This is a genomic window from Streptomyces sp. 8N706 (assembly GCF_052245415.1).
In the GTDB taxonomy this organism is placed as follows: domain Bacteria; phylum Actinomycetota; class Actinomycetes; order Streptomycetales; family Streptomycetaceae; genus Streptomyces.
This window is the reverse complement of the sequence record NZ_JBQQBW010000090.1, coordinates 15,616-28,407: the sequence shown is the minus strand read 5'-3', so window position 1 is coordinate 28,407 and position 12,792 is coordinate 15,616. Positions and strand designations below refer to the sequence as shown.

The window sequence follows — 12,792 nt, the reverse complement described above, 5'->3', positions numbered from 1 at the left end:
CGATGTACCTGGCGCTGCTGCGCCGTACGGCCTGAAGGGTCTCCCAGGGGGAGACCCTGCCTCACCCCGGCCGTGCCCCCCGCCCCCGGAGGGCACCGACGGGCCCGCCGGTTCACTCCGCCGGGACGATCCGGCTGACCACCGTCTCCACCAGTGCGTCGAGTGCGGTGTCGGACAGCAGGTCGGGCAGGCTGAAGTGCTCCAGCAGAAGACCCGTCATGGCGAGATAGAGGACGAGGAAGGTGTCCGCGTCGCCCGGCAGTCCGGCGTCCAGATGGAAGCGGGCGCTCTCGTCGAAGGCGGCGCGGACGGTGCGGTTGAGCTCGGTCCGGAGCGCCGGGCGGCGGGTCGCCTCCAAGCGCAGCTCGAGCATGGCCAGATAGCCGGTGCGCTCCTCGGTCATGCGCCGCACCAGCCACCGCATCAGTTCGGTGACCAGCGCGCGCGAGGGCGCCGGGCGCATCGCCTCGTCGACCTCGGCCGGGTCCGGGGTCATTCGGAGGTGGATACGCGCGCCCGCCTGGGTGAACAGATCGTCCCGGTCGGTGAAGTAGTTGGACGCCGTGCCCGGCGGGACTCCGGCGCGGCTGTCGACCGCGCGGAAGGTGAGTCCCCGTGCCCCTTCGCTCGCCAGCACCTCGATGGCGGCGTCGACCAGGGCCGTCCTGCGCTCCGGATTTCTGACCATGCGGATCTCCCCACGCGACGGCATCCCGGGAAAGGGCTTGCCGAACCACTACGTGTGAAGCACTATAATCGAAGTGGTTCGGCGGGGGAACGTGTGCCGGGCCCATCCGCATCGCCGACGGCCAACGGGGGATCCCTGTGCGCAAGCTCACCTACTTCATCGCCTGCTCGATCGACGGTTTCATCGGGGGTCCGGATGGCGACGCGTCCTCCATGATCCCGTTCGTGGACGAGGAGTTCCTCTCGTACCTCACGACCGAGTACCCGGAGACCATCTCGGTCGAGGGCCGGGAGATGCTGAACTTCCAGGACGTGGAGAATCGGCGGTTCGACACGGTGATCCAGGGGCGGGGCAGCTATCAGCTGGCGCTGGATGTCAACATCACCAGCCCGTACGCCCACCTGCGCGAGTACGTCGCGTCGCGGACGCTGAAGGAGTCGCCCGACCCGCGGGTGGAGCTCGTCTCCGGCGACGTGGCCGGCCGGGTCCGGGAACTCAAGTCCGAGGACGGCGAGCTCGGTATCTGGCTCTGCGGCGGCTCGCAGCTCGCGGGTGAGCTGCTCGACGAGATCGACGAGCTCGTGATCAAGACCTATCCGCTGGTCTACGGCTCCGGTATGCCGATGTTCGGCTCCGACTTCGGGGCCACCGAGTTCGCGCTGGACTCGGTGCGGACCTTCGGGAACGGCGTGCTCGTCAGGGTGTACAGCCGGAGGCGGTGACCCGCCGCGGCGGGCGGCCGAAGGCCGGCCCGCGGTACGCCCTCCCAAGCCCGCTGCGGCGTCCCGCGGCCGGGCGTACGGCGCCGGGCCGCCGTACGAATCCCGTCACGTCAGGGCACCGGTTCCGGGGCAGGGCCGTGGGCGGGGGGCGCACCACCCGCCTTCGCCAGGCGGTGCGGCCACCACACCTGCGGGCCGATGTCCAGGAACAGTGCGGTGACCAGCACCGACCGTACGACGAAGGTGTCCAGCAGGACGCCGACGGCCACCGCGAAGCCGATCTCGGAGAAGCCCGTCAGGGGCAGCGTGCCCAGCGCCGCGAAGGTGCCCGCGAGGACCAGGCCGGCCGAGGTGATGACGGCGCCGGTCGCGGCGAGGGCCGTGAGGGTCCCCGGGCGGGTGCCCTGCCGGAACGACTCCTCGCGGATCCGGGTGGACAGAAAGATGTTGTAGTCGATGCCCAGGGCGACCAGGAACACGAAGACGAACAGCGGGAAGGCGGTGTCCTCGCCCGCGTAGTCGAACACGTGCCGGAAGGCGAGCGCGCTGATACCGAGCGCCGCCGCGTACGACAGCACCACCGTGGCGATCAGGACCAGCGGTGCGATCAGGGCTCTGAGCAGCATCGTCAGGATGATCAGCACGACGAGCAGCACCAGCGGGATCACCACGATGTTGTCGCGCGTCGAGGCCGTGTCGGCGTCCAGCAGCGCGGCCGTCCCGCCGCCCACCTTGGCATCGGCCCCGGGCACGGCGTGGACGGCGTCACGGGTGCGTTCGACGGTGTCCTTGGCCGCCTGGCTGTCCGCCGGTGCCGTCATCGTCGCCTCGAAGAGCACTCTGCCCTCGTGCTCGGGCGCCGCACCCGGGGGAACGCCGATCGACTGGGGCACCACACCGGGCGTCCGCGCCACGGCTTGGCCGACGTCCCGGGCCTCGCTCCGGTCGGCGACGATCAGCAGGGGATCGCCGCTGCCCGCGGGGAAGTACTTCGCGGACACTTTCTGGCCCTCGATGGAGTCCTTCGTCTCGGTGAACGCGTCGGCGTTGCTGATCCCCGAGGCCCGCAGGCCGATGATGCCGAACGAGAGTGCGGCCAGGATCACCGCGGTGGTCACCCATACCGCCCGCGGGCGCCGGGCGATCCGCCGCCCGACACGGGCCCAGAAGCCCTTCTCCGCCGGCTCCGCGGAGCCGAAGTGCGGCACCACCGGCCAGAAGATCCAACGCCCGAAGATCACCAGCAGAGCCGGGAACAGCGTCAGCATCGCCAGTACGGCGACGAGTACCCCGATCGCGCAGACCGGGCCCAGCCCGCTGGTCGAGTTCATCTCCGCGATGAGGAGCACCAGCATGCCCATGCCCACCGTCGCACCGCTGGCGAGGACGGCCGGGCCCGCACGGTGCAGGGCCAGCGCCATCGCCTCGTGCCGGTCCTCATGGCGGCGCAGCTCCTCCCGGTACCTGGCGACCAGCAGCAGCGCGTAGTCCGTACCGGCGCCGAAGACCAGCACCGTCAGAATGCCGGCGCTCTGTCCGTTGACCGTCAGACCGGCGTGCTCGGCGAGGAGGTAGATGATCGCCTGGGCGGTCAGCAGGGCGCCGACGACCGAGAGCACCGGCACCAGGAGCAGCGTGGGGCTGCGGTAGGTGATCAGAAGGGCCACGATCACCACCGCGAGAGCGGCCACCAGCAGCGTGGAGTCGATGCCCTCGAACGTCTCGGCGAAGTCCGCGGAGGTACCGGCCGGACCGGTGATGTGCACCGAGAGCCCGTCGCCGGTGCCGACGTCCTCGCGGAGACGGTCGACGGCCGAGGAGAGCTCCTCCCATCCCTCCTCGTCCACGGTGACGGGCACCAGGATCAGGGCCGCCTTCGGGTTCTGCGGACTGTTGTAGAACGGGCCGCGGGTCTCCCCGCCCCGGATGCCGTGCTCGCGCAGCGGCTTGATCTGCGCGGCGTCCTCGGCGATCCGCCGCCGGTCCTCGGCGGTGAGACCGTCGGCCCGCTCGTAGACCACGACGGCCGGGACCGTCTCCGGCCGGAATTCCTTGGAGATCTCCAGGACCTGGGTGGACTCGGCACTCCCGGGCAGCCAGGACGTGGCGTCGTTGTCCTGCGCCCCGCTGAGCTTCTGGGCGAGCGGCGCCAGGGCGAAGATCACCACCAACCACAGCAGAAGGACCAGCCACTTGGTCCGGCGACCGCAGACCAGCCATGCCACCCCCTCGCGCCGTCCGTCCGACATGGGGCCCCCATCGCCGGTGGGGCGCCCGGGTGGGCAGGCCCCGCTCTGATCATGAGGCGGTTCAGCCCGGAAGGCCCCGGAATACGCCACATCCCGGTCCGCCGACAGCCGTCGGCCATGGCAGGCTGGTGCCATGGCCGTTCAGATCAACCCCAGTATCCTCTCCGCCGACTTTTCTCGCCTGGCGGAGGAGGCGAAGGCAGTCGAGGGCGCCGACTGGCTCCATGTCGATGTGATGGACAACCATTTCGTGCCGAACCTGACGCTCGGCGCACCCATCGTCGAGTCGCTCGCCCGGGCGACGGACACCCCGCTGGACTGCCATCTGATGATCGAGGAGCCGGACCGGTGGGCGCCCGCGTACGTCGAGGCCGGCGCCGGGTCCGTCACCTTCCACGCGGAGGCCGCCGCCGCACCCGTACGGCTGGCCCGCGAGATCAGGGCCAAGGGAGCCCGTGCCGCCATGGCACTCAAGCCCGCGACCCCGATCGAGCCGTACGAGGACCTGCTGCCCGAGCTGGACATGGTGCTGATCATGACCGTGGAGCCGGGATTCGGCGGACAGGCGTTCCTCGACATCATGCTGCCGAAGATCCGCCGCACCCGTGAGCTGATCGCCAAGCACGGCCTGGAGATGTGGCTGCAGGTGGACGGGGGAGTCTCCGCGGACACCATCGAGCGGTGCGCCGACGCCGGCGCGGATGTCTTCGTCGCCGGATCCGCCGTCTATGGCACGGATGACCCGGCAGCCGCCGTACGCTCATTGCGTGCGCAGGCGGCGGAAACCACCACGACGACAGCCGCGTGGGCGTGCAACCACTGAGCGTCCGCCCGGTGAACGCGGAGAGCAAGGGATGATCGACAACCGCCGCTTCTGACAGGATGAGCAAGGGGGACTCCCGCGGCCAGCGCTGGGGGCACCTCCACCGGCGGTGGCCGGGGGCGGGTACGAACAGTGAGCAGTGAGGAGACAGCGGTGTCGACGGGCCGGTCAGCCATGCGGATGGGACCCGCTGAGCTGGTGCAGGCGGCGGCCATGGCCCGCCGCTTCTACCTCGAGGGCAAATCCAAGATCCAGATCGCCGAGGAGTTCGGCGTCAGCCGCTTCAAGGTCGCGCGGGTGCTCGAAACCGCGCTCGAACGCGATCTCGTGCGCATTGAGATCCGTGTGCCCGCGGAGCTGGACGCGGAGCGCTCCGACGCGCTCCGCGCCCGCTACGGCCTGCGCCACGCGGTCGTCGTCGAGTCCCCGGCCGACGCCTCGGCCGACGCGGCCGACCCGGAGAACCTCGGCGAGGTCGCCGCCGACCTGCTCGGAGAGCTGGTCGCCGAGGGCGATGTCCTCGGCCTCGCCTGGGGGCGCTCCACGATCCATATGGCCGCGGCCCTCGACCGGCTTCCGCCGTGCACGGTCGTCCAGCTCACCGGCGTGTACGACGCGGGCACCGCCGAGCGCGGCTCGGTCGAGGCGGTACGCCGTGCCGCCGCGGTCTCCGGCGGCGAGGCCCACCCCATCTACGCCCCGATGCTGCTGCCCGACACGGCCACCGCCGCCGCGCTCCGCGGCCAGACGGGGATCGCCCGCGCCTTCGAGTACTTCGACAAGGTCACCGTCGCCTGTGTCTCCATCGGCTCCTGGGACCCGGGCATCTCCACCGTCTACGACATGCTCCACGAGGACGAGCGGGAGCACTACGCCTCGCTCGGCGCGGCCGCCGAGATGTCCGCGCACCTCTTCGACGCCGACGGCCGCCGCATCGGCCGCGACCTGGGGGAGCGCTGTATCACCGTCGAGGCCGACCGGCTGCGCAGGATCCCTGAGGTGGTGGCGATCGCGGGCGGCCAGCGCAAGGCATCCGCCATCGGCGCCGTACTCCGCTCCGGGCTGGTCACCAGCCTGGTCACCGACACCGCGGCCGCCGACCATCTGCTCCACGAGACGGGGCCGGGCCCCCGCCCGGCCCTCGACCGCGCGGACCCGGACGAGTAGGCCCTGGCCGGGCGATCTCGTGGGGTCCGGGACTCTCCCGGAGCCCGTCCGGGCGAGGTCCTTCGCTGGGCGTTCCCCCGGACACGTGCGGCCGATGGTGCCCGACGGAGGAGGGAGAGTCCCACGGGCTTCGGAACCCCAGGCCGGCCTCGAAGACCGCCGGGACGGGGGCCGGCCGCTGCCGGGCCATCCAGTGCTCTTTCCATGTCCGGTGTGGTGAACCGGACATGGAGAGGCAGCCCACCCGGCGCGGGGCGACCAACCGCCAGTTGAGATACGTACCGCTCGCGCTCCTTGGGCGAAGACACGAGCGAGGCGGCCGGTCCCTGGCGGAAGGCACAGAGAAGGGTCGGAGGTTGGCCAGGACCCGGTGTGATCGGTGATGATGGCCTAGGAGCCGCAGCCCCGATCCCGTGCTGGTCCGGTGCTGACTCCCTCCCCGCCCAGCACGCAAATCCGCAGGTGAGAGAGTTAGCATGCGTTTCCTCAATGACCAGAAGCCGGCGTACGACCTGACCTACGACGACGTGTTCATGGTGCCGAACCGCTCCGCGGTGGGGTCCCGGCAGGCCGTCGACCTCTCCTCCCACGACGGAACCGGTACCACCATCCCGCTGGTGGTGGCCAATATGACCGCCATCGCGGGCCGCCGGATGGCCGAGACGGTCGCCCGCCGGGGCGGCCTCGTCGTCATCCCGCAGGACATCCCGCTCGATGTCGTCGCCGAGGTCGTCAGCTGGGTCAAGCAGCGGCACCTGGTGCTCGACACCCCGATCATGCTGGCGCCGCACGCCACGGTCGCCGACGCGCTCTCCCTGCTGCCCAAGCGCGCGCACGGTGCGGGCGTGGTCGTCGAGGACGGTCGTCCCGTGGGCATCGTCACCGAGCACGACCTCACCGGTGTGGACCGGTTCACCCAGCTGACCGAGGTGATGTCCAGGGAGCTGCTGCTCCTCGACGCGGACATCGACCCGCGCGAGGCCTTCAACCGCCTCGACGCCGCCCACCGCAAGTTGGCTCCCGCCGTGGACGAGGACGGCAGGCTCGTCGGCATCCTCACCCGCAAGGGCGCTCTGCGCGCGACCCTGTACACCCCGGCGACCGACGCCCGGGGGAGGCTGCGGATCGCGGCCGCCGTCGGGATCAACGGCGATGTCGCGGGCCGGGCCAAGTCCCTGATCGACGCGGGGGTGGACACGCTCGTCGTCGACACCGCCCACGGCCACCAGGAGTCGATGATCAGCGCGCTGCGGGCGGTACGCGGACTCGACCCGCAGGTCCCGGTCGTCGCGGGCAACGTCGTGGCGGCCGAGGGCGTGCGCGACCTCATCGAGGCCGGGGCCGACATCGTCAAGGTCGGTGTCGGGCCGGGCGCCATGTGCACCACCCGGATGATGACCGGCGTCGGCCGGCCGCAGTTCTCCGCGGTGCTCGAATGCGCCGCCGAGGCGCGGAAGTTCGGCAAGCACGTGTGGGCCGACGGCGGTGTCCGTCACCCCCGGGACGTCGCCATGGCGCTGGCCGCGGGCGCGTCCAACGTGATGGTCGGCTCCTGGTTCGCGGGCACGTACGAGTCCCCGGGCGACCTCCAGCACACCGCGGAGGGGCGGCCGTACAAGGAGAGCTTCGGCATGGCCTCGGCGCGTGCCGTGCAGAACCGCACGACCGAGGAGTCGGCCTACGACCGCGCGCGCAAGGGCCTGTTCGAGGAGGGCATTTCCACCTCGCGGATGTTCCTTGACCCGGCCCGGCCCGGTGTCGAGGACCTGATCGATTCGATCATCGCGGGCGTCCGCAGCTCCTGCACCTACGCGGGGGCGGACTCCCTGGAGGAGTTCCACGAGCGGTCGGTCATCGGGGTCCAGAGCGCCGCGGGCTACGCGGAGGGCAAACCCCTGCACGCCAGCTGGAACTGACGTCCCCAGGGCTGTGACCGGGAGGGTTTGCCGGGAAGCTCGCGGCGTCCGGTGCGATGCATCGCACGGCGGTGGGGGTGCCCCCGGACGGAGTCCGGGGGAGATCGCCCTCGTACGGGGGTCCCCCATGCCGAAGGCCAGGGGAGTACTGGGGCGACTCCGAGAGCGCAGCGTGGGGGCACTCCCCCAGCCTTCGGCCGGGGGGACCCCACCCGGCGGTAGCTGGGGGAGTGCCGTGCCGGGCGTCGCGAGCCGGTGAACCGTCCCGGTCACAGCACTGGCCTATGAGCCCGGGGCCCCCGCCGTCCGGGCGTACATTGCCGGTGCTCTGCCCCACCCTGTGACTGGTGTGATCTGTGTGTCTTGATGACACCAAAGGGCTGAACATTGCAGAAATGACCGATACTGTAGGGACATTGACTGCCTGTCAGTCCTATGGGGATCGGATCCGGAGGTTGTCCGGACCGGTCCCCAGCGCCATTCACACGACCGCGTTCGACGATGGGAAGCTCCATGAGTACCGACGAATCAGCGAAGTGCTCCACCAGTCGGCGCGGGTTCCTCAAGGCGGGCGGAGGTGTAGCCGCGGCTGTGCTGGGCGGCGCGGCACTGCCCTTGATCACGGCTCACGCCGCGAGCGCGGCGGTGCCCGACTCGCCGCAGTTCAAGCTCAACGGGGCCGGCGGCAATCCGATATGGAAGAAGTCGCTGCACGCCAACTGGGTGATGCAGTCGTTCGGATACGACAATGTCCACCAGCAGATCTACTTCCTGCAGACGAAGACCGGGACCAAGAACGGCGACCTGTGGGTCACCCGGACCGATACGGCGGGCAACGAGCTCGGCTCCATGGCCCTGCACGGCTTCGGTCACGGTGTATCGATAGCGGTGGAGCCGTACGGCGGACAGGTCTACCTGTGGACCGAGTGGAAGACGAGTGCCAGCGGGTTCGGCACCAGGATCGGCCGATTCCGCTTCGTCGACGGCGGTGTGCTGGAGCAGAACGATCCCTCGATCCAGGACCGCACGCCCTCCATCGGCGACACGATGATCAACCCGCAGCCCGTGATCGACCCGTCCACCGATCGGCTGCTGGTGCGCTACAACGTCGGAAACGACCAGCGCCGCATCGTCGCCTTCACGATGAGCGATGCCCGCGCCGGACGACTCACCAGCGGATTCCGGCTGGTCGAGCGGGCCCTGCCGTTCCGCGGCAGCTGGGGAGACGCCAACCCCTTCCAGGGCTTCGCCGCCTACGGCCGGTACGCCTACCTGCTGGAAGGCCCCGTGGGAAACCCCTCGTACATCACCACGATCGACCTGAACGACGTCGGCAACTCCACGGTGGTGGACAGGTTCGCCACCACAGCCGGCGAGTCCTTGCGCGGCCGCGAACCGCAGGGCATGGCGATCTGGCAGTCCTCCGGCGGGCCGCGACTGGCCTTCGGTTTCCACTCGAATACGGAGGAGGGAGACCGCTATGCCAGCGTCTTCTACAAGAGCGAGTTCGTGTAGACCGGCGGTGGCGCGCTACGGAGGCTCTCGATCAAGGGCACACCGGGCGGCCCGCGCATGACCGAACCCTGCCACCGCTTCGTGCTGCTCGTCGACGAGGCAGCATGGCCGTACCAGCGGGGGGACGCGGATGCGATGGCTGCCCAGCCGGGCGACCTGCTGACCGTCGGCATGCTGCCCGCAGTGTCCCGGCAGCCTGTACGCTCAACCGCTGCATCCGGCGGCAAAGCCCGTTTCCCGTAGGGCGGTTGTGACCGCGGATGCCAGGGTCGCGTGACCGGGGTCGTTGGGGTGGACACCGTCCGCCAGGTGCTCCGGACGCAGCAGGCGGCCACCGCGCAGCAGCGCCAGTTTCTTGTCCCCCGCCGCCGTACGCTCCTCGGTCACCGACTCCAGTGCCGTGCGCAGTTCGGCCAGGGTCGCCCCGGCCTGGTTCGGGGTGTTCTCGGCGTCGGGGCGCAGGACCGGGGAGACGACCAGGACCGGGGTGTCCGGCCGGCGCTCGCGCAGCAGGTCGAGGAAGAGCCGGGCCGTCTCCCGCAGCAGCTCGGCGGAGTGCGGGACGGCGGACCAGCAGTTGGTGCCGAACGCGAGGGTCAGGAGGTCGCAGGGCAGGGAGGCCAGTTGTTCGGCGCAGGCGATCTCGCCGCGGCCCGAGCCCGCGTAGCCGAGGTTGATGTGGTCCAGTCCCAGGTCGCGGGCTGTCCGGGCGGGCCAGGCCAGGGCCGGGCGGCTCGCGAACCAGCCCTCGGTGATCGAGTCGCCGTACACCGCCCAGCGGGGCCGCTGCGGCGCGGGTGCCATCTCTCCGCCCACGGGACGCAGGCCCAGCAGCCGGGGGGAGAGGGACTCGGGAAGGTGGAGGGTGAACGGGCCCGCGTCGCCCGGCAGCGGGATCCGCACGGTCGCGTCGGTGCACGGCCGGGCAGGGACCCGCACCGGATGCCCGTCCGTCGGGGGCCGGTCGCCGGGTGTGGTGGACCGTGCCTCGTCCCTCGCCCGGGACGGCTCTCCGCCCGGTGTCCCGGACAGCCTCTCGCCGGACCGCCACAGTTCGAAGGCCGGCTCCGGCTCGCGCATTTCGTCCGCCGGGCCCGGTTCACCGGCCTCGTACCGCACCTCCAGTGCGCTCGCGCCGTCCGCCGAGAACTCCAGCCGTACGCCTGCCGGGATCTGCGCCCGCTCCCAGGTGTCCAGCGGCAGCCGCAGTCGGTCGTCGGGGTCGGCGCGCACGACCCGTCCCTCGTGCCGCCAGGGAGCACCCCGCAGATAGGGATCCGGATCGAGCCAGCCGTCGCGCATCGGTCACCGCCGTTCGTCGGGTACGGGAAACCACACCTCGGAACCCCACATCTACCCTGCGGCAGCCCCCGGCCACGTGCCGACGCACCCGGCGCCACGGACTCCCGGGGGACGCGGACCTCGCTCGGGCTGCGGGCGGCCCACCAGGGGACCCGGGGTGCGCAGCAGGCCCCGACCCCGAGGCCGGAATTTGCTGATTACTGCGATGACCTGCAACGATTCCTCATGCGTGCGACCTGTGCGCAACGATGATGCGTGGATGCGCAAGGTTCGTGCATTACGGGCGCCTGTGCCCACCTCGTAGGGTCGTGCGCTGTACGTGGAGTGGCGGAGACCGCCTGCTCGGCGGTCTCCCCTCACTTGCGGGCTCCTTCTGCCCTGTCCGCATGGGCGCCGCCGCCGGTCACCGTCCACCCTGACCGGCAGCGATGAAGGAGCCACCCAGTGTTGGACCACGGTTCAGCCCCACCCGCCGAAGAACGCGAGGGCCAAGCCTCGCGGCCGGCGCCCGCCGGCGGCTTCGGCGCCCGCCTCATGCGGTGCAAGCCCGTCGAACGCCTCGTGGCCGAGGGCGGCCAGGGAGAGGGCGGCTCGTTGCGCCGCTCGCTCGGAATGTGGCAGCTGACGATGATCAGCATCGGAGCCACCCTCGGCACCGGCATCTTCGTCGTCCTCGGCGAGGCCGTGCCCGAGGCGGGCCCCGCCGTCACGGTCTCCTTCATCATCGCCGGCCTCACCGCGCTGTTCTCGGCGCTCTCCTACGCCGAGCTGGCGGGCACCATCCCGGTCTCCGGATCGTCGTACTCGTACGCCTACGCCACGATGGGCGAGCTCATCGCCTGGATCTGCGGCTGGTGTCTGATCCTCGAGTACGGCGTCTCGGTCGCCGCCGTCGCGGTCGGCTGGGGCGAGTACCTCAACGAACTGCTCGCCGGGACCATCGGCGTCACCATCCCGGACGCGCTCGCCGCTCCGCCCGGCGACGGCGGGATCTTCAACCTGCCCGCGCTGCTCGTCGTGCTGCTCTCCATGGCGTTCCTGCTCGGCGGGGCACGGGAGAGCGCCCGGGCCAACACGATCATGGTCGCGGTGAAGATCGGAGCGCTGCTGCTCTTCTGCGCCGTCGCCTTCACCGGCATACGGGCGGGCAACTACACGCCGTTCATGCCGCTGGGCATGGCGGGTGTCAGCGCCGCCGGAGCCACCCTGTTCTTCTCCTACATCGGCTTCGACGCCGCTTCCACCGCCGGTGAGGAAGCCAAGGACCCCAAGCGCGACTTGCCACGCGCGATCATGCTCTCACTGCTCATCGTCACCGCGCTGTACGTCCTGGTCGCCGCGGTCGCCGTCGGCGCCATGCCCTGGAAGGGCTTCTCGGGCTCCGAGGCCGCCCTCGCCGGGATCATGGAGGACGTCACCGGCCAGAGCTTCTGGGCCGTGCTGCTCGCCGCCGGCGCCGTCATCGCCATCGCCAGCGTCGTCCTGACCGTGCTCTACGGCCAGACCCGCATCCTCTTCGCGATGTCCCGCGACGGCCTGGTGCCGAAGGTCTTCTCCAAGGTCGACGCCCGCACCGGCACCCCCCGTGCGAACACCGTGATCGTCTCGCTGTTCTGCGGTGTGCTCGCGGCCGCCGTACCGCTGGGCCAGCTGGCCGACGCCACCAGCATCGGCACGCTCTTCGCGTTCGCCCTGGTGAACATCGCGGTGATCGTGCTGCGCCGGCGCCGGCCCGAGATGCCCCGCACCTTCCGGGTGCCGCTGTCCCCGCTGCTGCCCGTCATCGGTTTCGGGTTCTGCGTCTGGATGATGGGCAGTCTGGACGCGATCACCTGGACGGTCTTCGCAGTCTGGATGGCCGTGGGCCTTGTGGTCTACTTCGGATACGGCATGCGCCGTTCCCGATTGGCCACGGCAGAGAAGTGACCGACCCGCAGTGCGACTGAACGATCTCGACGAACGCATCGTCCACGCCCTTGCCGAGGACGCGCGCCGCAGTTACGCCGACATCGGCTCGGAAGTCGGCCTGTCCGCGCCCGCCGTCAAACGGCGCGTGGACCGGCTGCGGGAGCAGGGTGCCATCACCGGCTTCACCGTGCGGGTCGACCCCGCGGCGCTCGGCTGGGAGACCGAGGGCTTCATCGAGATCTACTGCCGCAGGAACACCTCTCCCGAGTCGATCCACCGCGGCCTGTCGCGCTACCCGGAGGTGGCGTCCGCGTCGACCGTGACCGGTGACGCGGACGCCATCGTCCAGGTCTTCGCCTCCGACATGCGGCACTTCGAGCGGGTACTCGAACGCATCGCGGGGGAGCCGTATGTGGAGCGCACGAAGTCGGTGCTCGTGCTGTCCCCGCTGCTCCGGCGCTACACCTCGGGCTCGCCGACCTGAGCACCGGGCGGGTTCTTC

General features: G+C 70.7%; 10 protein-coding genes. 7 read left to right on the top strand and 3 right to left on the bottom strand.

Annotated elements, in window-relative coordinates; translation table 11 throughout:
- Positions 1-112: 112 nt before the first annotated feature.
- Complete coding sequence (locus ACTWQE_RS26140; protein ID WP_443331503.1) at positions 113-688, bottom strand: TetR/AcrR family transcriptional regulator; 576 nt, start codon at positions 686-688, stop codon at positions 113-115.
- A gap of 137 nt (positions 689-825) precedes the next feature.
- Between ACTWQE_RS26140 and ACTWQE_RS26135 the strand changes: the two genes are divergently transcribed.
- The gene (locus ACTWQE_RS26135) at positions 826-1,410 is read left to right on the top strand and encodes a dihydrofolate reductase family protein (RefSeq protein ID WP_443331502.1); all 585 of its coding nucleotides are present in this window, start codon (positions 826-828) and stop codon (positions 1,408-1,410) included.
- A gap of 110 nt (positions 1,411-1,520) precedes the next feature.
- Here the strand turns inward: ACTWQE_RS26135 and ACTWQE_RS26130 are convergent, their stop codons facing one another.
- Positions 1,521-3,659, bottom strand: a complete 2,139-nt coding sequence (locus tag ACTWQE_RS26130; RefSeq protein ID WP_443331501.1) for an MMPL family transporter — start codon at positions 3,657-3,659, stop codon at positions 1,521-1,523.
- Positions 3,660-3,792: 133 nt separating this feature from the next.
- Here ACTWQE_RS26130 and rpe point away from each other — a divergent pair, with 133 nt between their 5' ends.
- From rpe to ACTWQE_RS26110, 4 genes are all read left to right on the top strand, one after another.
- Complete coding sequence (rpe, locus tag ACTWQE_RS26125; RefSeq protein ID WP_443331500.1) at positions 3,793-4,482, top strand: ribulose-phosphate 3-epimerase; 690 nt, start codon at positions 3,793-3,795, stop codon at positions 4,480-4,482.
- A 180-nt stretch (positions 4,483-4,662) separates the two neighbouring features.
- Positions 4,663-5,649, top strand: a complete 987-nt coding sequence (locus tag ACTWQE_RS26120; RefSeq protein ID WP_443331505.1) for a sugar-binding transcriptional regulator — start codon at positions 4,663-4,665, stop codon at positions 5,647-5,649.
- A gap of 476 nt (positions 5,650-6,125) precedes the next feature.
- A complete protein-coding gene (locus ACTWQE_RS26115; protein WP_443331499.1) occupies positions 6,126-7,565 on the top strand; it encodes a GuaB1 family IMP dehydrogenase-related protein in 1,440 nt (479 codons plus the stop codon).
- 513 nt (positions 7,566-8,078) lie between these two features.
- Positions 8,079-9,080, top strand: a complete 1,002-nt coding sequence (locus tag ACTWQE_RS26110; RefSeq protein WP_443331498.1) for a phage baseplate protein — start codon at positions 8,079-8,081, stop codon at positions 9,078-9,080.
- 204 nt (positions 9,081-9,284) lie between these two features.
- Here the strand turns inward: ACTWQE_RS26110 and ACTWQE_RS26105 are convergent, their stop codons facing one another.
- Positions 9,285-10,382: a GDSL-type esterase/lipase family protein gene (locus tag ACTWQE_RS26105; protein ID WP_443331497.1), complete on the bottom strand. Its 1,098-nt coding sequence runs from the start codon at positions 10,380-10,382 to the stop codon at positions 9,285-9,287.
- Between the two features lie 444 nt (positions 10,383-10,826).
- Between ACTWQE_RS26105 and ACTWQE_RS26100 the strand changes: the two genes are divergently transcribed.
- Together ACTWQE_RS26100 and ACTWQE_RS26095 are read left to right on the top strand one after the other, a co-directional pair.
- Entirely contained in the window at positions 10,827-12,308 is a 1,482-nt protein-coding gene (locus ACTWQE_RS26100) for an amino acid permease (RefSeq protein ID WP_443331496.1), read from the top strand.
- A 10-nt stretch (positions 12,309-12,318) separates the two neighbouring features.
- On the top strand, positions 12,319-12,774 hold the full coding sequence (locus ACTWQE_RS26095; RefSeq protein WP_443331495.1) for an Lrp/AsnC family transcriptional regulator: 456 nt from the start codon (positions 12,319-12,321) through the stop codon (positions 12,772-12,774).
- Positions 12,775-12,792 lie beyond the last annotated feature (18 nt).